At 67.0% G+C, this 22,582-nt stretch carries 21 protein-coding genes and 1 tRNA gene; 10 read left to right on the top strand and 12 right to left on the bottom strand.

Annotated features, from left to right (window positions below):
- Nucleotides 1-7 precede the first annotated feature (7 nt).
- Complete coding sequence (locus DEF76_RS04625) at nt 8-382, bottom strand: cupin domain-containing protein (protein ID WP_275895701.1); 375 nt, start codon at nt 380-382, stop codon at nt 8-10.
- Nucleotides 383-600: 218 nt separating this feature from the next.
- Between DEF76_RS04625 and DEF76_RS04620 the strand changes: the two genes are divergently transcribed.
- From DEF76_RS04620 to DEF76_RS04610, 3 genes are all read left to right on the top strand, one after another.
- Nucleotides 601-674: transfer RNA gene (locus DEF76_RS04620), tRNA-Ile, on the top strand.
- Between the two features lie 85 nt (nt 675-759).
- Nucleotides 760-2,439 carry an energy-dependent translational throttle protein EttA gene (ettA, locus tag DEF76_RS04615; RefSeq protein ID WP_114911321.1) on the top strand — a complete coding sequence of 560 codons (1,680 nt, stop codon included), beginning with the start codon at nt 760-762 and terminating at the stop codon, nt 2,437-2,439.
- Between the two features lie 27 nt (nt 2,440-2,466).
- Complete coding sequence (locus DEF76_RS04610) at nt 2,467-2,982, top strand: GNAT family N-acetyltransferase (protein ID WP_114911320.1); 516 nt, start codon at nt 2,467-2,469, stop codon at nt 2,980-2,982.
- A 143-nt stretch (nt 2,983-3,125) separates the two neighbouring features.
- Here the strand turns inward: DEF76_RS04610 and DEF76_RS04605 are convergent, their stop codons facing one another.
- Both DEF76_RS04605 and DEF76_RS04600 read right to left on the bottom strand, forming a co-directional pair.
- Nucleotides 3,126-3,722 carry an MlaC/ttg2D family ABC transporter substrate-binding protein gene (locus DEF76_RS04605; RefSeq protein WP_114911319.1) on the bottom strand — a complete coding sequence of 199 codons (597 nt, stop codon included), beginning with the start codon at nt 3,720-3,722 and terminating at the stop codon, nt 3,126-3,128.
- A 32-nt stretch (nt 3,723-3,754) separates the two neighbouring features.
- Nucleotides 3,755-4,549 (bottom strand): MlaA family lipoprotein, encoded by a 795-nt coding sequence (locus DEF76_RS04600; protein ID WP_114911318.1) that lies wholly within the window; start codon nt 4,547-4,549, stop codon nt 3,755-3,757.
- A 196-nt stretch (nt 4,550-4,745) separates the two neighbouring features.
- Between DEF76_RS04600 and metF the strand changes: the two genes are divergently transcribed.
- Nucleotides 4,746-5,747: a methylenetetrahydrofolate reductase [NAD(P)H] gene (gene metF / locus DEF76_RS04595; protein WP_114911317.1), complete on the top strand. Its 1,002-nt coding sequence runs from the start codon at nt 4,746-4,748 to the stop codon at nt 5,745-5,747.
- Here metF and DEF76_RS04590 read toward each other — a convergent pair.
- A complete protein-coding gene (locus DEF76_RS04590; protein ID WP_114911316.1) occupies nt 5,686-6,708 on the bottom strand; it encodes a bile acid:sodium symporter family protein in 1,023 nt (340 codons plus the stop codon). The genes metF and DEF76_RS04590 overlap by 62 nt on opposite strands.
- A gap of 47 nt (nt 6,709-6,755) precedes the next feature.
- On the opposite strand from DEF76_RS04590, the gene DEF76_RS04585 reads away from it, so the two are divergent.
- Complete coding sequence (locus DEF76_RS04585) at nt 6,756-8,912, top strand: ATP-dependent helicase (RefSeq protein ID WP_114913663.1); 2,157 nt, start codon at nt 6,756-6,758, stop codon at nt 8,910-8,912.
- On the top strand, nt 8,909-9,805 hold the full coding sequence (locus DEF76_RS04580) for a 50S ribosomal protein L11 methyltransferase (protein WP_114911315.1): 897 nt from the start codon (nt 8,909-8,911) through the stop codon (nt 9,803-9,805). The genes DEF76_RS04585 and DEF76_RS04580 overlap by 4 nt, the downstream gene beginning before the upstream one ends.
- A 4-nt stretch (nt 9,806-9,809) precedes the next feature.
- Here DEF76_RS04580 and DEF76_RS19655 read toward each other — a convergent pair whose 3' ends face one another.
- Nucleotides 9,810-10,130 (bottom strand): DUF1127 domain-containing protein, encoded by a 321-nt coding sequence (locus tag DEF76_RS19655; RefSeq protein WP_205216110.1) that lies wholly within the window; start codon nt 10,128-10,130, stop codon nt 9,810-9,812.
- A gap of 125 nt (nt 10,131-10,255) precedes the next feature.
- Here DEF76_RS19655 and DEF76_RS04570 point away from each other — a divergent pair, with 125 nt between their 5' ends.
- Entirely contained in the window at nt 10,256-12,052 is a 1,797-nt protein-coding gene (locus DEF76_RS04570; RefSeq protein ID WP_205216109.1) for an aminopeptidase P family protein, read from the top strand.
- 91 nt (nt 12,053-12,143) lie between these two features.
- Here the strand turns inward: DEF76_RS04570 and DEF76_RS04565 are convergent, their stop codons facing one another.
- On the bottom strand, nt 12,144-13,343 hold the full coding sequence (locus DEF76_RS04565; RefSeq protein WP_114911314.1) for an ABC transporter substrate-binding protein: 1,200 nt from the start codon (nt 13,341-13,343) through the stop codon (nt 12,144-12,146).
- A gap of 75 nt (nt 13,344-13,418) precedes the next feature.
- On the opposite strand from DEF76_RS04565, the gene DEF76_RS04560 reads away from it, so the two are divergent.
- Complete coding sequence (locus tag DEF76_RS04560; RefSeq protein WP_114911313.1) at nt 13,419-13,949, top strand: MarR family winged helix-turn-helix transcriptional regulator; 531 nt, start codon at nt 13,419-13,421, stop codon at nt 13,947-13,949.
- Here the strand turns inward: DEF76_RS04560 and DEF76_RS04555 are convergent.
- The 6 genes from DEF76_RS04555 to DEF76_RS04530 all read right to left on the bottom strand — a co-directional run bounded on the left by DEF76_RS04555 (nt 13,906) and on the right by DEF76_RS04530 (nt 20,846).
- Nucleotides 13,906-14,331 carry an acyl-CoA thioesterase gene (locus DEF76_RS04555; RefSeq protein WP_114911312.1) on the bottom strand — a complete coding sequence of 142 codons (426 nt, stop codon included), beginning with the start codon at nt 14,329-14,331 and terminating at the stop codon, nt 13,906-13,908. The genes DEF76_RS04560 and DEF76_RS04555 overlap by 44 nt on opposite strands.
- 6 nt (nt 14,332-14,337) lie before the next feature.
- Nucleotides 14,338-15,561, bottom strand: coding sequence for a thiolase family protein (locus DEF76_RS04550; RefSeq protein WP_114911311.1), 1,224 nt, complete (start codon nt 15,559-15,561; stop codon nt 14,338-14,340).
- Entirely contained in the window at nt 15,558-17,369 is a 1,812-nt protein-coding gene (locus tag DEF76_RS04545; protein ID WP_114911310.1) for a feruloyl-CoA synthase, read from the bottom strand. The genes DEF76_RS04550 and DEF76_RS04545 overlap by 4 nt, the downstream gene beginning before the upstream one ends.
- Nucleotides 17,370-17,439: 70 nt before the next feature.
- Entirely contained in the window at nt 17,440-18,270 is an 831-nt protein-coding gene (locus DEF76_RS04540; RefSeq protein WP_240319104.1) for a crotonase/enoyl-CoA hydratase family protein, read from the bottom strand.
- Nucleotides 18,271-18,321: 51 nt separating this feature from the next.
- Nucleotides 18,322-19,482, bottom strand: a complete 1,161-nt coding sequence (locus DEF76_RS04535; RefSeq protein ID WP_114911308.1) for a sensor histidine kinase — start codon at nt 19,480-19,482, stop codon at nt 18,322-18,324.
- Between the two features lie 104 nt (nt 19,483-19,586).
- Nucleotides 19,587-20,846: a penicillin-binding protein activator gene (locus tag DEF76_RS04530; protein ID WP_162800478.1), complete on the bottom strand. Its 1,260-nt coding sequence runs from the start codon at nt 20,844-20,846 to the stop codon at nt 19,587-19,589.
- On the opposite strand from DEF76_RS04530, the gene rsmI reads away from it, so the two are divergent.
- Together rsmI and DEF76_RS04520 are read left to right on the top strand one after the other, a co-directional pair.
- Entirely contained in the window at nt 20,831-21,739 is a 909-nt protein-coding gene (gene rsmI / locus DEF76_RS04525; RefSeq protein ID WP_114913660.1) for a 16S rRNA (cytidine(1402)-2'-O)-methyltransferase, read from the top strand. The two genes, DEF76_RS04530 and rsmI, sit on opposite strands and share 16 nt — an antisense overlap.
- A complete protein-coding gene (locus tag DEF76_RS04520) occupies nt 21,736-22,572 on the top strand; it encodes an N-acyl homoserine lactonase family protein (RefSeq protein ID WP_114911306.1) in 837 nt (278 codons plus the stop codon). Before rsmI ends, DEF76_RS04520 begins: the two co-directional genes overlap by 4 nt.
- Nucleotides 22,573-22,582 lie beyond the last annotated feature (10 nt).

The raw sequence follows: 22,582 nt of genomic DNA, 5'->3' as shown, positions 1-22,582 counted from the left end.
ATCACGCTCAATAGGGTGTCCCGTCTTTGTGGGCAAACCGCCGTTTGCCATCCTCGCCCATTGTCAGCTCGAGGTCATCCTCCGGGTAATTCACCTCGTCGCCTTCCGAGCGATCGCCGATCTCCAAGATGACGCAATCCCTATCCGTGCGATTCCCGAGGTGGTGCGCCGTACCGTTTGCCGCGAATCCGGCGACCATGCCGGGCTTGAGAAGCGTTGCTCCGGAATCGGTGAAAAGAGTTGGTTCGCCTTCAATGACGTAGATGAACTCATCCTGGCGCGTGTGCCGATGATGCAGGGCGGACATGGCGCCCGGCGAAAGACGTGTGAGGTTCACGCCAAAATTTTTCAGGCCGAACAGGTCACCGAGCGGCCGTTTCATCCGCCCTGCCATCCGTGACGCAAAGGGTTCGGGATAGTTGCTCGGCTTGCTCCGCGGGGGAGCCTCGGCCGCAACTACGGCAACAACTCTGTCATTCATGGCGACAACCTCCGACCTTGATCTTACAATGTGAGAGAAATGGCGGCTGGCTTCGGTCAAGAATAACGACTTTCCGCCTCTTGCCAAATCCCGCCTCTTGCCGGCATGGTCGAAGATATGCGCCTGTAGCTCAACTGGTTAGAGCGGGCCGCTCATAACGGCTTGGTTGCGGGTTCAAGTCCTGCCGGGCGCAGATCGGATTGGGCCGAACCCATAGCGGCCGTTGCCCCGCCGCGCGGAGCCCCCTAAAACCCCTCCTTCCCTGCCGGAGCCCGATTATGGCGAGTTACCAATACGTCTATGTGATGAAAGACCTCACCAAGGCCTACCCAGGCGGGCGCGAGGTCTTCAAGGGCATTACCCTCTCCTTCCTGCCGGGGGTGAAGATCGGCGTGCTCGGCGTCAATGGCGCCGGCAAATCGACGCTTCTGCGCATCATGGCCGGGGTCGAGACCGAGTTCGGCGGCGAGGCCTGGGCCGCAGACGGCGTTCGCGTCGGCTATCTCGCCCAGGAGCCGCGGCTCGACCCCGAGAAAACCGTCGGCGAAAATGTCGAGGCGGCGTTCGCCCCCCTCACCGCCGCGCTGGCGCGCTTCAACGAGATTTCCCAAGCCTTCGCCGAACCGATGGATGACGCGCAGATGGAGGCGCTGCTCGCCGAGCAGGCCGAATTGCAAGCGGTGATCGACGCTGGCGATGGCTGGGATTTGCAGCGCCAAGTCGAAATCGCCCTCGATGCCCTGCGCTGCCCGCCGGCGGATGCGCTCGTCGGCCCGCTCTCGGGGGGCGAAAAGCGCCGGGTCGCGCTCTGCCGGCTGTTGCTCGAAAAGCCCGATCTCCTTTTGCTCGACGAGCCGACCAACCATCTCGACGCCGAGAGCGTCGCCTGGCTCGAACGCACGCTCCGCGACTATGCCGGGACGGTGATCGTCGTCACCCATGACCGCTATTTTCTCGACAACGTCACCAACTGGATCCTCGAAATCGAGCGCGGCCGGGGCTATCCCTTCGAGGGAAATTATTCCTCGTGGCTCGCGCAAAAGCGCAAGCGTCTCGCGCAAGAGGAGAAAGAGGAAAGCGCCCGCCAGCGGGCGCTCGCCGCCGAGGAGGAATGGATCGGCGCGAGCCCGCGCGCGCGCCAGGCGAAGAACCGCGCCCGCATCGCCCGCTACGAGGACATGCTGGCGAAATCGCAGGAACTCGCGACCGGCGTTGCCGAGATCGTCATCCCGCCCGGGCCGCGCCTGGGGGCGACGGTGATCGAGGCAGAAAATCTTACCAAGGGCTATGGCGACCGGCTGCTGATCGATGGCTTGAGCTTCAAATTGCCGCCCGGCGGCATCGTCGGCGTGATCGGCCCGAACGGCGCCGGCAAGACGACGCTGTTTCGCATGATCACCGGCCAGGAGACGCCCGATTCCGGCAGTTTGCGCATCGGCGACACCGTCAAGCTCGGCTATGTCGATCAGAGTCGTGACAGTCTCGATGCCAACAAAACCGTCTGGGAGGAGATCAGCGGCGGCACCGATGTGATCTATCTCGGCAAACGCGCCGTGCCGTCACGCGCCTATGTCGGCGCCTTCAACTTCAAGGGCGCCGATCAGCAAAAGAAGGTCGGCGTGCTCTCGGGCGGCGAGCGCAATCGCGTCCATCTCGCCAAGATGTTGAAATCGGAGGCCAATGTCATCCTCCTCGACGAACCGACCAACGATCTCGACGTCGATACGCTGCGCGCCCTGGAAGAGGCGCTGGCGGAGTTTCCCGGCTGCGCGGTGATCATCAGCCATGATCGCTGGTTCCTCGATCGGCTCGCGACCCATATCCTGGCATTCGAGGGCGACAGCCATGTCGAATGGTTCGAAGGCAATTTCCAGGCTTACGAGGACGACAAGCGCGCGCGCCTCGGCGCCGAAGCGACCGAGCCGCATCGCATCAAATACCGCCCCCTCACCCGCTGATCCGAACACCCAAGCGGGCGCGCCGGCATGAACGGCCGGCTTACGCTCGGCACCGGCCGGCTGATGTTGCGCCCGGTCGCGGGGAGTGACCTCGCCGATCTGATCGCGCTCAAGGCCGACCCTAGAGTGTTCGCGGTGATGCTCGGCGGCGTCCGTTTGCCGCAGCAGACGATGGCCGAACTCGCCGAGGATATCGCCTTCTGGGCGCGCGCCGGGGTTGGCATGTGGTCGGCGCGCACCCGGGCGGATGGCCGCTTCGTCGGCATCGCCGGGATCATGGCGCGGCGCGACGGGCTCAGCCCCGCGCTCCGCTTTGCGCTCTGGCCAGAGGCGCGTGGCCAGGGTTTGGCGCGCGAAGCGGCGGGGGCAGTGCTGCGGTTTGGCCATGAAGAAGCCGGGCTGCCCCTGATCGTCGCGGTGGCGCGCGCTGAGAATTTCGCCTCGCGCATGGTGCTCGGCAGTATCGGCATGCGGCTCGCCGAGAGCTTCACCCGCGACGGCTACGAGATGCTGGTCTATCGCAGCGAACGAGCGCGGGCGTAAGCAAAAAATCTTCTTTTTCTGAAGAAAAAGAAGCAAAAAGACTTTCCTTTAGTGAGCAACGCGTATGGCGTTGCTCACTCTCGGAAAACAAGACAGAGTTTTTTGGTTCTTTTTTTCAAAAAAGAACCGCTTTCTTTCTAGTTTTACGATCCCTTCGTCAGCGTCCGCTGCATGGCGTCGATCAGAGCCTGAACATTATCGCCGTTATGCTGGAGGAAGCTCGCGTAATCGCTGCGCTGGGTGAGACGCAGGCTGGTGCCCTCAACCACCAAATCCTCGATCTTTAGGCTGCCATTGATGGTTGCGATCACCCATTGGACCTTGGCCTCTGGGTTGTTGGGACGAAAGATCGTGGTATCGACCCAGACCGTATCGTCATGCGGGGCGACGCGGCCGAGCGTGTAGCGCACCCCTTTATATTCCCCGAGATGGCCGGAAATGCTGGTCACCAGCACCTGATGGAAGAGGGTGAGATAGTCATGCTGCTGCGCCGGCGTCGCGAGGCGCCAGAAGCGGCCGAGGCAGAAGCGGCCAATGCCGTCGACATCGACGAAGCGGTCGATGATTTGGCGAATCTGGCCGCGCTTGTCGGTCATCGAGCCGGGGCCGTTGATCACGCCGACGAGTTGATCACCCACTTGGCGGACGAAGCCGGCGGGATCGGCGGCACGCGCGCGCCGGCCCCAGAGCAGTGCCGGGACGAGGCCGATGGCCGGAAGAATTTCGCGTCTTTTCAGCATGATCTCTCTTTTCGCGGACTCATCAAAAGGCGTTACTCGGTTTGCGTCGCCGGCGCCGGGAACCAGGCGGGGACGGTGGCGCGGTGGTCATTGCGGATCGCCTCGATCTGGCTCTCGCGGCGCTGGCGATAGAGGCTGCGAATGGTCGCATAGGGGTCGAGCGCGGTTTTTTGCACCTGATCGAGCGAATCGAGCACGCGTGAGCGCACATCGACGGCGTTGAGGCCATAATAGGCCCATTCCAGCGCGTAAACCGTGGTACCATTCACCATCCAGGTGAACGGCCAATCGGCGATATCGACGCCGAAGCCGGCGAGATCGCGCGGATTGGACGGGCCGAGGACGGGAATGAACAAATAGGGTCCCGGTGGCACGCCATAGAGCCCCAGCGTCATGCCGAAATCGGCGTCGTGATTGGGATAGCCCCAATGCTTCGCGACATCGAAAAACCCGCCGATCCCAAAGGTCGAGTTGATCAGGAAGCGCATCAATGTGTCACCGGCGCGCCGTGGCTCGGCCTCGACGACATCGTTGAAGAACACCGTCGGGTCGTTGAGATTGACGAGCATGTTGTGCACGCTCTCACGCGCGCCATCGGGGAGCACGTAACGATAGGCTTCCGCCGCCGGTTTCAGCGTTACCGCGTCGAGCTGATCATTGACCTTGTAGAAAAACCGATTGGTCGGTTCCAGCGGGTCATTGGTCTGCCGGTAATCGGCGAGCGCCTCCTTGTCATCGGCCGGCGGGGGCGTGGCGCAGGCGGTGACGAGAAGAGCGAGAAGCGATAGAGTGAGCGGCAGCAGAGCGGGGGAAAGCCGGCGGCTCATGCGGTCATCCTTGTCGTGGGGCCGGGGGCCAACCCAGGGAGCCGGGCATCGGCGCGCCGCCGCCTGGCTTGATCTCGGTCAAATAGGGGCGCCGAGGCCCGGCGTAAAGCCGTGCCGCATCGCGCGCTTGCGGCGGCGGCCGATTTGGTGAACAAAACCAGCGCCTTTCGTCTGCGCTTTTCGAGGAGTTGGTGCCATGCATGCCGCCGCCCCCCCGCCGAACGGTCCTGCCTCGCCGCCGGCGACCCTTGAGCGCTGGCTGACCGGCCCGCGCATCGCGGGCATTCCGGCGCGCGATGCCGCGCAGCCACCGCCGCTGCTTTCCTTCGAATTTTTTCCGCCGCGCAACGCCGCCCTGGAGGCCCAACTCTGGCACTGCATCCGCCGCCTTGAGCGGCTCGCGCCCCGCTTCGTCTCGGTCACCTACGGCGCCGGCGGCACCACCCAGGCCCGCACCCATGCGACCGTTGCGCGCATCGTCGAGGAAACCAGCCTGACCCCGGCCGCTCATTTGACCTGCGTCGGCGCCCCCCGCGCCGAGATCGATGCCGTCGCCCGGCACTATTGGGCGGCGGGCGTGCGCCATATCGTTGCGCTGCGTGGCGATCCGCCGCCCGGCGAGCCCTATCGGCCGCACCCCGAGGGCTATGCTTATGCCGCCGATCTCGTCGCTGGCCTCCGCCGCATCGCGCCGTTCGAGATTTCGGTCGCCGCTTACCCCGAAACCCACCCCCAGGCGCTTAGTCCCGAAGCCGATCTCGACAATCTCAAGCGCAAGCTCGACGCTGGCGCGACCCGCGCCATCACCCAGTATTTCTTCGAAACCGAAACCTATCTCCGCTTTCTCGACCGGGCGCTGGCCGCCGGTATCACCGCGCCCATCGTCCCTGGCATCATGCCGGTCTCGAACTATGCCCAGGCGGCGCGGTTCAGCGCGCTCTGCGGCGCGAGCGTCCCTGCCTGGCTCGGCCATCTCTTCGCCGGCACCGAGGATGACGCCGAACTCCGCCGCATCGTCGGCGCATTGATCGCCGCCGAGCAGGTGCGTCTCCTGCAAGCCAACGGCGTCGATGAATTCCATTTCTACACCCTGAACCGCCCCGATCTCACCTACGCCATCGCCCATATCCTCGGCGTCAGGCCGCGGCCGGACGCGCCATCAGCCGGCGATAAAGCGGGCGCAGCAGGAACGGGCTGAGATAGAGCGGGAACTGGCAAAGCGCGAAAAAGAGGCCGAGGCGCGGGTCGGCGCCGGCCGGCAAGACGGCGAGATAGAGCGCCATGTTGCGATTGCCCGAAACCAAGCCGACCGAGGCCGCGCCGGCCCGGCCGAGCGGAAAAAACGCCAGCGCGGTGACGAGGTTGAGGCCAAAGTCAGCGGCAAAAGCGGCGAGTGCGGCGGCCACCACCCAGAGCGGATCGGCGCCGAGCCGTGCCGTGAGCCCATCCATCACGCCAAAGCCGTAAAGCACGAGGAGCCACACCACCCCGCCATCGACGACCCCCCCCAACTCGGTGAGCCGCGCGGGGCCGATCGCCCGGCGCAAGCCGAGGGCGGCGAGCAGCGGCAGCCCGATGGTGAGTGCAAGCCGCAGCATGAACGAAGCCGGTCCTATCGCGAGATCAATCCCGGTCAGCGCGAAGACGATCGGCGGCGCGGTGAGTGGCACGAGAAACGTGGTGCCGAGCGTCATCAAGAGCGATAATTCGGGATCGAGCCCGACGAGACGCGCGAACGCCGGCGCCGACAGCGCGCCGCAGCCGGTCGCGAACACCACGACGCCGGCGGCGATGCCGTGGTCGATCGGCAACCCGCGCACGGCGATGAACGCGATCAGCGGGCAAATCAAAAGATGAAACCCGATGATCACGGCAAGCCGCCCGGGCCGGCGGAGATGGGCGAAGGCCGCGGGAATGTCGATCCTGAGCAGAACCAGGGTCGTCAACCCCAAGACCTCGGGAAGGATCACCGGATGCAGGGCGTGCGCGAGCGGCGGGATCAGAATGCCGCCGAATATGGCGATGGCAAGGAATGGCCGCCCCTGTCGCGCCGAGGCTTCGAGCAGCGTCCCAAGAAGTTTCATGCCAGGCACGCCGCCGGCGCGGCCGGCGGGTTGGATGCCGTCATCATGCGTTCTATACCCTCCTTCGTGACCCATTCCGCAACCCTCCCGCCACCGCGGCGGGCCCATAGAAACGCCCGATGATGGCCGAGCATCTCGCGCGGCTGAACCCCGAGCAGCGCATGGCTGTCGAGACGCTGGAGGGTCCGGTCCTGGTGCTGGCTGGCGCTGGCACCGGCAAGACGCGGGTTCTGACCACCCGCTTCGCCCATCTCCTGCTCACCGGCCGGGCAAGCCCGGGGCAGATCCTTGCCGTCACCTTCACCAACAAGGCGGCGCGCGAGATGCGTGAGCGGGTGGCAGCGATTCTCGGCTGCCCGGTCGAGGGGCTGTGGCTCGGCACCTTCCACGCCCTCGCCGCCCGTCTGTTGCGCCGGCATGCCGCGCTCGTCGGGCTCGGCGCTAATTTCACCATCCTCGATACCGACGATCAGCTTCGTCTTCTCAAACAAGTGATGGAAGCCGAGCGGATCGATGCCAAGCGCTGGCCGCCGCCGCTGCTCATGCACCAGATCCAGCGCTGGAAGGATCGCGGCGAGGGGCCGGCGCGGGTGCGGCCGGAGGCGGCAGGCGACCTCGCCGGCGGGCGCATGCTCGCGCTTTACGGCGCCTATCAGGCCCGGCTTCGGGCGCTGAATGCCGCCGATTTCGGCGATCTTTTGCTGCACATGACCGATCTCCTGCGCGAAAATCCCGATATTCTCGCCCAATACCATCGGCAATTCCGCTATCTCCTGGTCGATGAATATCAAGACACCAATGTCGCGCAGTATCTTTGGCTCCGGCTCCTGGCCCAGGCGGGGCGGAATATCTGCTGCGTCGGCGATGACGACCAGAGCATCTATTCCTGGCGCGGCGCCGAGGTTGAAAACATCCTCCGCTTCGAGAAGGATTTTCCCGGCGCCACGGTGATCCGGCTCGAACGCAATTATCGCTCGACCGCCCCCATCCTCGCCGCCGCCAGCGCCCTCATCGCCCATAACGCCGGCCGCCTCGGCAAAACCTTGCGCCCGGGCGGCACGCATGCCGCGGCGGGCGAAAGCGTCAGCGTGCTTAGCCTCTGGGATTCGGAGGAGGAGGCGCGCGCCGTCGGCGAGCGGATCGAGTCGCTACGGCGATCCGGCGAAAGTCTCGCCGAAATCGCGGTTTTGGTCCGCGCCGGATTCCAGACCCGCGCCTTCGAAGAAAGACTGATCACGCTCGGGATTCCCTATCGTGTCGTGGGCGGGCTGCGGTTTTACGAGCGCGCCGAAATCCGCGACGCCATCGCCTATGCCCGGCTCCTGGTCCAGCCCAGCGACGATCTCGCTTTCGAGCGCATCGTCAACGTGCCGCGCCGCGGCGTCGGCGCGGTCGCCCTCAGGGCGCTGCACGAGCGGGCGCAGGCGGCGCATGTGCCGCTCACGGCCGCCGCCGCGGCGCTGCTCGCAGGCGGCGCCTTGCGCGGCCGGGCGGGTGAGGGGGTTCGACGCCTGCTCGCCGATCTCGCGCGATGGCGCGAGATGCTGGCGCACGACGGCCATGTCGTGACGCTGCGCGCACTGCTCGATGAGAGTGGTTATACCGACATGCTGCGGGCCGACACATCGCCGGAGGCGCCGGGGCGGCTCGAGAATTTGAAGGAATTCGTCCGCGCGCTCGCCGATTTCGAAAGCTTGGGCGGCTTTCTCGATCATGTCGCCTTGGTGACCGAGAATGAGGACAACACCGACCGCGACAAGGTCAGCCTGATGACGCTCCATGCCGCCAAGGGCTTGGAATTCGATACGGTTTTCCTGCCCGGCTGGGAGGAAGGGGTGTTCCCCAACCCGCGCGCGCTCGAGGAGGGCGGCGTCAAGGCTTTGGAGGAGGAGCGCCGCCTCGCCTATGTCGGCATCACCCGGGCGCGAAAGCGGGTGATCATTCTCCATGCCGCCCAGCGCCGCATCTACGCCAATTGGCAAGACAGTATCCCGAGCCGTTTTCTCGACGAGATTCCCGAGGAGTGGCTCGCGCGCGGCGGCTCGGCATTAGCGACCCCGCGCACGCCACCCGGCGCCCGCAGCGGGGTGGTGACGGCGTTTCCCCTCCATGCCCGCGCACCCACCGCGAAAGCGCGCGGCATCAGTGTCGGCAGCCGGATTTTTCACCAAAAATTCGGCCATGGGACGGTCGTCGCCGCCGACGATGACAGCCTCGAGATTGCCTTCGATAAAGCCGGCACCAAGCATGTCCTCGGCCGCTTCGTAGAATTGACATGAGCGAACGTGTGCGCGAACTCGAAACCCTAGAGCTCGTCGTCAGCGCCGCCGCCGCCCCGCTGTTCGAGGCGGCCATGGCGGAAATTTGCCGCAGCGTCGGCCGCTTTCGCGAGGAGCCCGGCGAGCGCTGGCGGATCGAGGGGATCCGCGCGGTCGGCGCGGGAGAAGAGAAGCTGGCGCTCGCCCTCGCGCTTGCCGCCGCCGTCAGCGGCGAGCAACCCGAACTCCGCCGCATCCCAACCCCGGCATCGGGATGGCTTGCGCGCAACCGCGCGGATTTTCCCGAGCAAGTCATCGGCGAACGCTTCGCGTTGCGCGGAACCCATCTGCCGCCCGGTCGAACGGCCGGGCGAATCACGCTCATGCTGGACGCTGGGCTCGCCTTCGGCTCGGGCGAGCACGGCTCGACGCGGGGCTGTCTTATCGCGCTCGAACGGCTGGCGCGGCGCCATCATCCGCGCCGCATCCTCGATCTCGGCACGGGGTCAGGCATTTTGGCGATGGCGGCGGCACGGCTCTTTCATCGCCGGGTGCTGGCGAGCGATATCGACCCGTGGTCGGTACGGGTCGCGGCCGAAAATGCGCGGCGAAATTTTTTGGCGCGAAGGATCACGGTGGTTGCCGGCGATGGCTGGCGGAAACGCCCGCTCCGCCATGCCGCGCCGTTCGACCTTGTCTTCGCGAACATCCTCGCCCGGCCGCTTTGCGCCATGGCGGGAGCGCTCGCGCAGCACCTCGCGCCGGGTGGCACCGCGATCCTTGCCGGCCTCCTCAGTAGCCAGGAAACGATGGTGCTCGCCGCCCATCGCCGCGCCGGGCTGATATTAACCGGGCGCGTCCGCGCGCACGCATGGACGACGCTGATCCTGCGCCGCCCCTGCCATGCGCGATGACGCCTCAGGCGGCGCGCAGCGCGAGGCAGCGCGCGGTGCGGGCGGCCTCGCGCTGGGCGGCGAAGCCGGGATCGAACACCAGCATGAGATCGCTGCGGGTCAGGCCGATATCGGCGAGTTCGCGATCCGAAAGCCGCGACAGCTCATCGAGCACCGCGCGGCGCTCGGCGCGCTCGGCGATCTTGCGCGCGAGCGCCGCCATGCCGCCCCCGAGCGCCGCCAAAACGCGCGCCGCCAGCGGCAAGCGTTGCGCCTCATGCCGCGGCGCGCTGGCCTCGGAATGGCCGGGAGAGAAGATTTCGAGATGGGCAAAATCGATGGTCATGATACGTTCACCTTGCGTCGGGAGCCGTTCCGAAGAACGGGGAGGGCCGGTCACGCTGGCCTCTCACGCCGGTCTATATGCGCCCATGAGGGTTATTGTGCAGGTGCGAAGAAGGCGGATCAGTCATGATCTCCGCGCATGATAATAGCGTGAGTTATGAAATTTTTAAGACGCGCCTTGCCGCCCTGCGCGCCGCTCTTGCTGCCCAGGGCCTTGCCGGCTTCCTCCAGCCGCGCGCCGATGAGCATCTCGGCGAATATGTCCCGCCCGCCGCCGAACGCCTCGCCTGGATCTCAGGCTTCACCGGCAGCGCCGGGTTCGCCTGCATACTCGCCGAACGCGCCGCTTTGTTCACCGATGGCCGCTACACGTTGCAAGCCGCCGCCGAGACCGATCCCGCGCTCTGGGAGCGCCATCACATCACCGAAGCGCCGCCGCCAGCCTGGCTCGCGGCGCACGTGCCGGCGGGCGGGCGGATAGGCTATGACCCCTGGCTGATCAGCCATGAGCAGCGTGAGCGGTTTCGCGCCGCGGGCCTCACCCTGGTTGCGATCGCCAACCCGATCGATGCGCTCTGGCACGACCGCCCGGCACCGCCGCGCGCCCCGGCGCTGCCCCACGATCTCGCCTTCGCTGGGCGCAGTGCCGCGGAAAAGCGCGCGGAAATTGCGTCTCTTCTGCGCGGGGCCGGGGAAGATGCCGCCGTGCTCAGCGATCCGGCGTCGATCAACTGGCTTTTTAACCTCCGCGGCGACGACGTGCCGTTCACCCCGATCGCACTCGGCTTCGCCCTCCAGCACGCCGATGGCCGCAGCGAACTTTTCATGGCGGCGGAGAAAATCCCGCCGCAAACCCGCGACGTCCTTGGCGATACGGTGAGCCTCGCGCCCCCCGAAGCCCTCCCCGCCGCGCTTGCCGCCCTCGGCGGGCGCCGCGTGCGCCTCGATCCCGGCGCGAGCCCGGTCTGGTTTGCCGAGCGTCTGTGCGCGGCGGGTGCCAGCGTCAGCTTCGCCGCCGACCCCTGCCTTTTGCCCAAAGCGTGCAAAAACCCGACCGAACAAGCCGGCGCCCGCGCCGCCCATAAGCGCGACGGTCTCGCCCTCTGCCGGTTTCTCCATCATATGAGCGCCGCCGGCGCGGCCGAGACCGAAATCTCGGCGGCCGAGCGGCTTCGCACCCTCCGCGCCGAAGGCCAACATTTCCGCGGCGAAAGCTTCCCCGCGATTTCCGCTGCCGGCCCGCACGGCGCGATCATCCATTACCGCGTCAGCGCCGCGAGCGACCGCCCGATCGGCGCCGATACCGTCTATCTGATCGATTCCGGCGCGCAATATCTCGACGGGACGACCGACGTCACCCGCACCCTCTGGATCGGGCCAGGCGCGCCGCCGGCCGCGCTCCGCGATCGCTTCACCCGCGTGCTGCGCGGCCATATCGCGCTCGCAACCGCGCGCTTCCCGCAAGGGGTCGCCGGCCCCCATCTCGACGCCTTCGCCCGCCGCGCGCTCTGGGAGGCTGGCCTTGATTACGACCACGGCACCGGCCACGGCGTCGGGAGTTACCTCTCGGTGCATGAGGGCCCGGCCGGCATTTCCCGCGCGGCGCGGCCGGTTCCGCTCGCGCCGGGAATGATCCTCTCCAATGAGCCCGGATTTTATGCCGCCGGCGACTACGGGATCAGGCTGGAAAATCTCCTACTCGTGCAGCGTGCGCCGGAAATCAGCGAAAATCGCCCGTTCCTTGGGTTCGAGACACTGACGCTGGCCCCCTTCGAGCGCGCCCTCATCGACCCCGCCCTGCTGGCCGCCGAGGAACGAGGCTGGCTCGATGCCTATCACGCCCGCGTGCTCGCCGAACTCGGCCCCGACCTGCCGCCGCCGACACGCGCCTGGCTCGCGCGCGCCTGCGCGCCGCTCGGATAAGGGTAAGGGAAGTTCTTTTTTGTAAAAAAGAACCAAAAAACTTTTGTCCGTGGGGCAGTGCCTGCGGCACTGCCCGCGCCGAGGAAGATCCTTAAGGTACCAATGGACAATGGCCGTCGGCGAGCGGTCGGAAGGCTTGATCCGCCGGCACGGTTGTCACCAGTTTGAAGAAATCCCAGTTGCCGTGGCTTTCGGCCGGCGTTTTCGTCGCCATGAGATAGACCGGGTGCATAACCCTCCCATCAGCGCGGATCACGCTTTCCCCGAACAACGGATCCTCGGCGGGCTTCTTCTTCATCTCGGCAACCACCGCGCGGCCATCGCTGCTGTCGCCAGCGCGGGCCGCAACCGCCTTGAGATAAGCGAGCGTCGCGGCATAAACCCCGGCCTGCATATCATTCGGCATGATGTGCTGAGGATGGCGGGCGCTGAAGCGCTGGGCGAAGGCGCGGGTTGCCGGCGTCATGTCCCAATAGAAGGGCGTCACCGCGAGCAAGCCCTGAGCGCTGGGAAGGCCGATCGCCTCGATGATGTTGATGTTGACGATCGGTCCGGCCATTTTCATCTTTTGCGTGAGGCCAAACTCCTGCGCCTCCTTGATCGCGGTCGCGGTATCGCCGCCGGCATTGGCAAGGCCGAGCACATCCGCCCCGGAATCCTGCGCCTTCAGGAGATAGCTCGAAAAATCGCTGGTGCCGAGCGGATGCCGGACGGAACCCATCACCTCGCCCCCGGCGGCACGCACCGCCTCCGTCATCGAGGTCTCGAGATCATAGCCGAAGGTATAATCGGCGGTGAGAAAAAACCATTTCTTGCCGCCTTCGGCAACGACCGCGCGCCCCAACGCGTGCCCGACCTCCCAGGTATCGAACGTCCAATGGATGGTGTTGGGTGAGCATTTGGCGCCGGTCAATAGCGCGGTGCCGGCGCCCGAGCCGATGAAGACCTTGTTCTTCTCGCGCGCGAGATCAGCCACCGCGAGCGCGATCGCCGAATTCGGCACGTCGAGCACCGCATCCACCCCTTCGGTGTCGAACCAGCGGCGCGCGATCGCAAGGCCAATATCGGGCTTGTTCTGATGATCGCCGGCGATGATCTCGATTTTGCGCCCCATGACGCTGCCGCCATAATCCTCGGCCGCCATCTCGGCCGCGATCACCGAGCCGCGCCCCTGATAATCCGCATAGACGCCGGAAAGATCATTGAGGACACCAAGCTTGAGCGGCTCGGCGGCTTCGGCGAGGACCGGCAACACCAGAAGGGCCAAGAGGACGTAAAAATGTTTTTTCATGACGACCGCGCCTCCCTTGCGCGACAGTGTTTTCCGCCTGTCGCCTTTCGACGAAGGCGCTTATAGAATGACAGCATGTCAGACGTGATGGAAACGCCAGGATCGGGCAAGACCCCGACCGCCAAAGGCAAACGCAGCCCCACCAAAATCGAGGTTTCCCTCGGCACATTGCCCGGGCATATCGGCTTTGCCCTGAGACTGGCGCAGATCGCGGTTTTCCAGGATTTCCATCGCGCCGTCGCCGATCTCGATCTTCGTCCCGGGCAATATTCGGTGCTGCTGATGCTGCGGGAAAATCCCGGCATCCGCGCGAGCCAAGTGGCCGAGGCGCTCGGGATCAAGCGCACCAATTTCGTCCCCCTGCTCGACGGGCTGGAAGCGCGCGGCCTCGTCACCCGCGACCGGATGGAGAGCGATCGGCGCGCCTTCGCCCTCTTCCTGACCGCAAACGGCACGACCCTGCTCGCGCGGGCCGAGGCGGCGATCGCGCACCATGAGCAGCGGCTTGCCCTCGCGCTCGGCGAGGCCGGCAAGCCAACCCTGCTCGCGCTTCTGGCGCAGCTCACCGCGACCGCGCGAGGCACGCCCTCACCTCATCAGGAATAGGCGCGGCCCGGAGGGGCTTCGGCCCCTCGGGATCGCGCCGGGTCCAGACCCGCGTCTCCTCGCCTTCGACGGCACACGCCTCCCCGTCGAACAGCGCGTGACGAATGCCGAAACTCGAGCGGCCGAGGGCGGTGACGGACGACTCGATACGAACGGTGGCGCCGAAACTCAGCGCGGTAAGAAACCGCGCGCGCGTGTCGACCATCGGGAAACCAGCAATGCCAAAGCGCGCCAGCATCGCCGCCTTGTCGATCCCTAGCGCCGCCTGAAACAACAATGCGGTCGCGGTATCGAACATCGCGAAATAGCGCGGGTAGAACACGATGCCGGCCGGGTCGCAATCGCCCCATTCGATGAGACGGGTCATGGTATTGACGAACATGCCGGCTCAAACCTCGGCATTTTCGACCAAAAGGGCGATACCTTGGCCGCCGCCGATGCAGGCCGAGGCGATGCCGAAGCGCACCCCCGCGCGCTGCATTTCGCGCGCCAGCGTCAGCGTCAGGCGCAGCCCGGTCGCGGCCAGCGGATGGCCGATCGCGATCGCGCCGCCATTGACGTTGAGCCGCGCTTCATCGAGTTCGAGCGCGCGGGCGCAAGCGAGCACCTGCGCGCCGAACGCCTCATTGATCTCAACGCGGCCGATCGCATCGAGCGAAAGCCCCGTGCGCGCAAGCAGCGTCTCGATCGCCGGCACCGGGCCGATCCCCATGATCTCGGGCGCACAGCCGATCGCAACCCCGGCGACCAGGCGCGCAAGCGGCCGTCGCACGGCAAGCGATTTCCGACCGATCACCGCCGCCGCTGCGCCATCGACGATCGCCGAACTATTGCCGCCGGTCTGCACACCCCCGAACGCCGGCGGCAATTTTTCGAGCACGGCGCGTGGCGATGGCCGCACATGGGTGTCGAGGCTCACCTCGGCAACCCCGCGCGCGAGCCGAATGCCGCGATCATGAAGACCGTCGCGGGCAAAACTTTCGCTCACCACGGGAACGATCTCGCCGGCGCGAAATTCCGCAGCCGCGATCGCGCGTGCAAAACTTTGGGCGGCGAAACGATCAACCTCGGCACGCGGAATGTCATAGCGCAGCGCTAGGGCCTCGGCGGTTTCGCCCATGGTCTTGCCCGGCGCCGGATCGAGCAGTGCCTCCCAAAGAAAATCCTTGAATTCGACTTGCCCCATGCGAAACCCGCCGCGATGGGTGTAGGCGGCGATGGGGTTGCGGCTCATGCTTTCAGAGCCGACGCAAAGCGCCGCATCCAGGCCGCGATGGGTGATGGCGTCCGCCCCTTGCATCAGAGCTTCGATCCCGGTGCCGCAGACACGCTGGACGAGATGCGCCGGTGTCGCCTGCGGCAAGCCGGCATAGAGCCCGATATGACGGGGCAGCATATAGGCATCGAAACTCGCCTGCGCGACCGAACCCGCGACCACGCTGCCGATCGCCTCAGGCGTAATCCCGGCGCGCGCGATCGCCTCACGCGCCACCTTGATCCCGAGATCGGTCGGCGAGACCAAAGCAAGCGCGCCATTGTAATCGACGAAGGGCGTGCGCACACCATCGAACAGCCAGACATCCGGCCAGGATGCGAAAAGACCTTGGCTCATGAAGCGAATTCCTCAACGGTGATGATGTCCAGGGATGCGGGCTCGGCATAGAGGCGATCGATCAGCGCGGGGCGGTTGCGCAGGATCGCGCGCTGATTGAGCGAGCCTTTATCGGTGATCTCGCCGGCATCGACGGAGAGCGGATCGGTGAGAAACGCAAGCCGCGCGACCCGCATCGAGCTTCCCGGATAGTCGCGCGCAAACGCGGCAAGCCGACGCGCGATCTCGGCGCGGATGGCCGCGTCGTCTGCGTATTCGGCGCGTTCGGGAAGCGCGAGCACCGCGATCGCATCACGATCGGGGGCGGCGATCACGACATCGCGGACATGCGGCGCGAGACGTTCGAGCAACAGCGCCCGGAGCCGCCCGACATGCACCCAGGTGCCGCTCGAGAGCTTGAAATCCTCGGCGATCCGGCCGTCGAAACGAAACCCGTACGCGGGCGTTTCGGGATCGATCCAGTCGAGCGCATCACCGGTGCGATAAAATCCCTCCTCGTCGAACGCCGCACGGGTTTTCGCCGCATCCCGCCAATAGCCCGGCGTGATGCTCGGCCCGCGCAGGCGCGCTTCCCATTTTCCTTCGACCTTGGCGAGTTTTAGTTCGACACCCGGCGCCGGCACGCCGACCATCCCCGAACGTGCGTGCGAGGGATGACAGCAAAGCGCGAAGGGCGCGGTTTCGGTCGCGCCAAGCCCGGTCAGCATGGTGACACGCCGGCCAATCGTTGCGATCGCGAGGTCATCGAGCAAATCCCAGACATGCTGCGCAAGCGACGCCCCGGCATAGAAAAACAACGCTGCCCGGCTGAAGAATCGCGCCCGCAGCGCCGCATCGTCGCGGCAGGCGAGCGCGATTTCCTCCCAGCCCTTGGGGACGTTGAAATAAACGTTGGGGGCGATCTCGCGGAGATTGCGCAACGTGGCGGCGATCCCGCCCGCCACCGGCCGGCCGTCATCGATGTAAAGCGTGCCGCCATTATAAAGCGCGATACCGAAATTATGGTTGCCGCCAAAGGTGTGGTTCCACGGCAGCCAGTCGAGCAGCATTGGCGGTTCATCGCCAAGAAAGCGCATCACCGAGAGGATCATCGCCTGATTGCTGCACAGCATGCGCTGGGTGTTGATGACCCCTTTGGGAAGATCGGTCGAGCCCGAGGTGAACAGAAATTTCGCGATCGTCTCTGGCCCGACGCGTTCGGCCGCCGCCGCGACCGCCGCGCCAGAGCGAGTTGCGAGGAGATCGGCAAAGAGCGAGATCGCCCGCCCGGGCGGCGGGTTGCGCGAGACGACGATCTCGCTGCCCGCCGCCGCGATCGCCAAGGCTGGGGCAAAGCGGGCGCCGTCCTCAGCAAAGACGAGACCCGGGGTGAGCAGCGCGAGGATGTGGCGAAGCCGCGCGAAATCCCCGCCGGAGGTCGAATAGGCGACCGAAATCGGCGCGTACGGCACGCCGACATGCTGTGCTGCAAGGCCGAGAAGCGCGTGATCGATGCCGTTGCCAGAAAGAATGGCGATCGGCCGATCGGGCGAGAGATCGCGATCGAGCAGCGCCTGGCCGAGCGCCGTGACCGCCGCCAGTGTCTCGGCATAGGTGATGCGCCGCCAGCCGGTGCCGTCTTGTGTGCGCTCGGCAAGAAAGACGCGATCAGGCGCGAGCCCCGCCCAGTGTTCGAGCCGCGCCGTCAGCCGCGCCGGATAAGCCCCGAGCGGCGTTTTCGCCCGCGCCCGGATGGTGCCATCGGCGTCCCGCGTGATCGCCATCTCAGGCACCGCGAGCCGGACCGGGACCACCTCATTTGTCGTCATGTTCCCTCCTCGCCCCGGCGTGTCGCCGCGGGGGATATTGCCCCTTGCGGCCGGGACCGCCGGCGTTCGCCTACGGCGCGATCTTCGCCGCCCGTCCTTCAAGAAACGCGTGCAAGCGCGCTTTGGCCTCCTGATCGGCGACCGAGATCCCCGCCATCAGGGTCTCGGCGAGGAAGCCGCCTTCGCGGTCGGCTTCGGCGATGCGCGGCAGCGCGTGCAGCACCGCGAAATTGGTGAGCGGCGCGTTCGCCGCCACCTTCGCCGCGAGATCGAGGGCGAGCGCGAGCCCGGCGCCGTCCTCCACGAGATAATTGCTAAGGCCAATCGTCTGGCCTTCCTCGGCGCTGAACACGCGGCCGGTCAGCATCATGTCGGTCATGCGGGAGAGCCCGATCAGACGCGGCAGCCGCACCGAGCCGCCGCCACCGACGAAAATCCCTCTCTGCCCCTCAGGCAGCGCGTAATAGGCAGAGCGTTCGGCAACCCGCACATGGCAGGCGCTGGCGAGTTCGAGCCCGCCGCCGATCACTGCGCCATGCAGCACCGCGATCACCGGGAGCGTCCCCTCGGCAATCTGGCGGAAGGCCCGATGCCAGAGGCGGCTGTGGAACATCCCGGCGGTCGCATCCTTTTCCGTGATGTCGGAAAGATCGAGCCCGGCGGAGAAATGCGCGCCGTGCCCGGCCACAATCGCGACACGCACGCCCTCGGGCGGTGCGGCGAAGAAGGCGCCGAGCGCGGTGATGAGCGCATCATTGAGGGCGTTCCGTTTTTCCGGCCGCGCGAGATGGAGCAGCGCAACGGCGCCGCGCCTTTCGACGCTGAGGAAAGCGGATGACGATGTTTCGGCCTCTGGCGGCATCGGGCTGCCCCTGACTTCCGGGTTCTTGATCGGTGGCATGGACGTTCCTCGCGGGTTTAGCCGGGGCGGCGGACAGCGTCAACGAAATAGTTATTTCTTATCTCCATCTGACGCGGCCGGCTCGCCGGCCGGCAGCCAGACGGTGAAGCGGGCGAAGTGGCCCTCCTCGCTCTCGATGGTCAGCTGGCCGCGATGGCGGTTGACCACGTGTTTGACGATGGCAAGACCGAGCCCGGTGCCGCCGGCGGCGCGCGAGCGGCCCTTGTCGACGCGGTAAAAGCGCTCGGTGAGGCGCGGCAGATGGTCGCGCGGTATTCCCGGCCCGTCATCCTCGACGACGATCGCGACACCGGGGCGACCCGGCGCCCCTGTCGCCTGCGCGGCCAGCCGCACGATGCCGCCGTCGCGGCCATATTTGAGGGCGTTGTCGAGCAGATTCTGCCCGACCTGGACGATCTGGTCATGATCGCCAGGGATCTCGGGCAGCGTTTCGGGGAGCGCAAGCTCGAGCCGCATCCCGCGCTCGGCGAGCCGCACCTCGAAAGCGGCGGCAAGGCGCAGCAGCAAAGCGCGGAGATCGACCCGGCTGGTTGGCGGCAGATGCTCATCGACCTCGATCCGCGAGAGGCGCAGGAGATCGTCGATCAGCCGGTTCATCCGCGCCGCCTGCTCGGCCATGATGCCGAGGAAGCGGGCCTGCGCCGCCGGGTCATCGGCGGCGGGGCCGCGCAGGGTGTCGATGAAGCCGATCAGGCTCGCGAGCGGGGTGCGGAGTTCGTGGCTGGCATTGGCGACGAAATCGGCCCGCATCCGCTCCACCGCCTGCTCGCGCGAACGGTCGGCGAGCACCACGATCGCCGCGCCACCATCGGGCAGTTCCTGCAGCAGATGCACGACGCTCGCGCGGACCTCACGCTGCACCGGCACCGGCAGCGAGAAAGCGACCGACTGCGTCGCGCGCTCGGCATAGGCACGATCGATCGCGGCGCGCAGCGTCGGATGGCGCAAGACGGCGGCAATATCCTCGCCGAACGCCGCACGCGCCGCGCCATTGGCCTGGCGAACGCCGCGATCGGCGCCGAGCACGATCAGCGGGTCGGGCAGACGCTCGACGATCAACGCCCCGGCTTGGGCAAGGCGCGCCCGGGTTGCCGCCTGCTCGCTGCGCCCGCGCGCTAAGCGCTCGATGTCATCGGCAAGGCGGCGAAACCACGGCCACCATGGCCGAAGCGGCCGCTTGCCTTCGCCCAACGCCGCGCCAAGCGCCGCCTCCAGCCGCCTGACATCACGCCAGAGCGATAGCCAGACGAGCCCGAAAAGGCCCGCGATGGCCAGCAGCAGGGCGCTGACCGGTGTCAGCTGCCAGCCTCGCCGACATGGGTCGGCGCCGGTGCGACGATCTTGCCATCGAGGCTGAATACGGCGAGGCCACGGCGCACCCGGCCATCGGGTTGCAAGACCAAAAGCCCGTCCGCGCCGACAAATCCCGAGCCGGCGGTGAGCGCGCCGCCGCGTGCCCCGCCCTCATGAGCGACGACCCGGGCGAGGGAAGCGGCGTCGTAGGCGAGATCGGCGAGCGGCGGCGGCGCGTTGCCATATTTCGCGCTATACGCGGCAACGAAGGCGGCGCGCGCGGCGGGATCGGGCGCGGCATACCAGGCGCCCTTGAGAGCGGCCCCGGCGCGCGCCGAAGGCTGCGCCCAGAGGGCTGGGCCGAGCAGGCGAACGGCGGGCGCATCGACATCGTAATAGGGCAGCAGGGAGGAGAGTTCCGCGAGCTGTTCCCCGGTATCGGCGAGCAGCACGGCATCGAAGGGCGGCGGCGGGATCGGCTGCTTTGCGAGGTCGTTTGCGGTCTTGCGATCGCCCTTGGCGCGGGCCTCGCGGATCTGTTTCTCGATCGGGCCGCGGCGATTGGCGTAATCGGAGACCTCGCGCACCAGGGCGTTCATCGAGGCCATGCTGGTGCCGTGGAAATGGATCCCCGGCGCCGCAAGACCGGCCTCGGCGCAGGCCCGCTCCAGCGCCTGCGCCATGAGATGCCCATAGCCGCTCTCGGGCAAGAGGGCGACGAAGCGTGACCGCCCCTCGGCGCGGGCGGCGGCGACGAGGCGGCGCACCTGCGCCTCCGGGGTCAGGCCAAGCGTCCAGACACCGGGTTGCGCCGCCTTGGGATCAGAGGTGAAAGCGAGCACCGGCACCCGGGCGGCACGCGCCGGCGTTGCGACCGCGAGGGTTTCGCCGGCGGTGAGCGGACCGAGGATCATGGCATCGCCGGCGGCGATCGCTTGCGCCGCCGCGCGCGCCGCGTCCGCCGGAACGCCGGCAGTGTCGCGGACGTCGAGTTCGGGGGAGCCTGCCGGGGCCAGTGCGAGGGCCGCGGCATCGCGCATCGCGCCGCCGAGCCCGGCATCGGCGCCGCTCAGCGGCAGCAACAGGGCGACCTTGCCGGCATCGCCGGTGATCCCGCCGATCGCGCCGCCGGCACCGCCCGCCAGCGCCTGGGGCTTGCCTCCACCCAGGGCGGGGGAATATCCCCCACCTGCGCAGCCCGCCAAGGCCAGGCCGGCGGTCGTCAGACCGCTGATCAGGAGAGCGAATGTCTGAAGCCGCATGCGACCCATCTCCCCGCGACAACGCGCCGGCCTTATCCCCGGCGCCGGAGGGATTAGTGCTGGTTTCCACGCCACTCGGCAACCTCGGCGATATCAGTGCCCGCGCGCTTGCGGTCTTGCGCGCCGCCGACCTCATTTTATGCGAGGATACCAGGGTTACCGCCGGGCTCTGCCGCGCCTTCGCGATCCATCGACCGCTGTCGCCGCTGCACGAGCATAACGAAGAGGCACGCATCCCCGAATTGCTCGAACGCCTCGGCCGGGGGGAGCGGATTGCCCTGGTCTCGGATGCCGGCACGCCCTTGGTCTCCGATCCCGGCTACCGGCTGGTGCGCGCGGCGATCGCGGCGGGGCTGCCGGTTGCGGCGATTCCCGGCGCGAATGCGGCGCTGCTCGCGCTCACCCTCTCGGGCCTGCCGCCGCAGCCCTTTCTTTTCCTCGGCTTTCCGCCACCCCGCGCAACCGCTCGGAAACGGGCCTTCGCGACCTTGCGCAGCGCCGAACATGCCGGGCTGCGGGCGACGCTGATCTGGCATGAGGCGCCGCATCGCCTGGCCGCGACCTTGGCCGACCTCGCCGACGTTTTCGGCCCGCGCACGGCTGCGGTCGGGCGCGAACTGACCAAGCGTTTCGAGGAAATGCGGCGCGGCCCCCTTCCCGCCCTTGCTGCCCACTACGCCGATCACCCGGCACGGGGTGAAATCACCCTCGTCGTCGCCCCGGCCGAGGACGCGCCGCCATCCGACGCCGCCGCCCTCGATACGATTCTGCGGGCGGCCCTGGCGGAAGGCACGCTCAAGGCGGCGGTGGCGCGGGCGAGCGCGCTGACCGGCCGGCCGCGCGGCGAGGTCTATGCGCGGGCACTCGCCTTGCAGGCGGAGGACACCGCATGATCCGCGTGCATGCTTTGCGCACCGGCTCGGTCTTCGTGCGCCCAAGCCAGATCATCGGGCGCGCGCCGTTCCGCCGCCTGCGCCCGTTCCTCGAACGCGGCTGGAGTGCTGCGTTGCCGATCCTCGCTTTTCTGATCGAGCATCCGGAAGGGCTGTTCCTGGTTGATAGCGGCGAGAGCCCGCGCGCGATGACGCGCGGCTATTTCCCGCCCTGGCACCCTTATTTCCGCCTTGCCGTGCGTTTCGCGATCGCGGACGAGCAGGCAATCGATGTCCAACTTCGAACCCTCGGCGTTGCGCCGTCCGATCTTCGTGCGGTCGTGCTCACGCATTTCCACACCGATCACGCCGGCGGCCTTGCGCATCTGCCGCCGCTCCGCACGCTCGTCAGCCGCATCGAATGGCAACTCGCGCAAGGGGTGGCGGGGCAGGTGCGCGGCTATTTTCTCGACCATTTGCCCCCTGGTTTCCGCCCCGAATTCATCCGCTTCGATGCCAACCCGCCCGCGCCCTTCCCGCGCGCAATGGCGCTGACCTCGGATGGCGCGGTGATGATCGTGCCGACGCCGGGCCATAGTTCGGGCCATGTTTCGGTTCTGGTGACGACACCGGCGCAGCGCTTTCTGATCGCCGGCGATGCCTCCTACACCGAAGCGGCGCTGGCTGCGCGCGCCATCGACGGCGTTTGCCCCAACCCGCGCTCGGCGCGCAAAACCCTTGCCACCATCGCCGCTTTCGCCGAGGCGTCAGCCGCCGCGGCACGCCCCTTCATTTATCTACCCGCGCACGATCCCGACAGCGAAGCCCGCCTCGACTCCGCCATCTCAAGATAAAAGTTTTTTG

This window comes from Acidibrevibacterium fodinaquatile (assembly GCF_003352165.1).
In the GTDB taxonomy this organism is placed as follows: domain Bacteria; phylum Pseudomonadota; class Alphaproteobacteria; order Acetobacterales; family Acetobacteraceae; genus Acidibrevibacterium; species Acidibrevibacterium fodinaquatile.
This window is presented reverse-complemented; position numbering and strand designations above follow the sequence as displayed.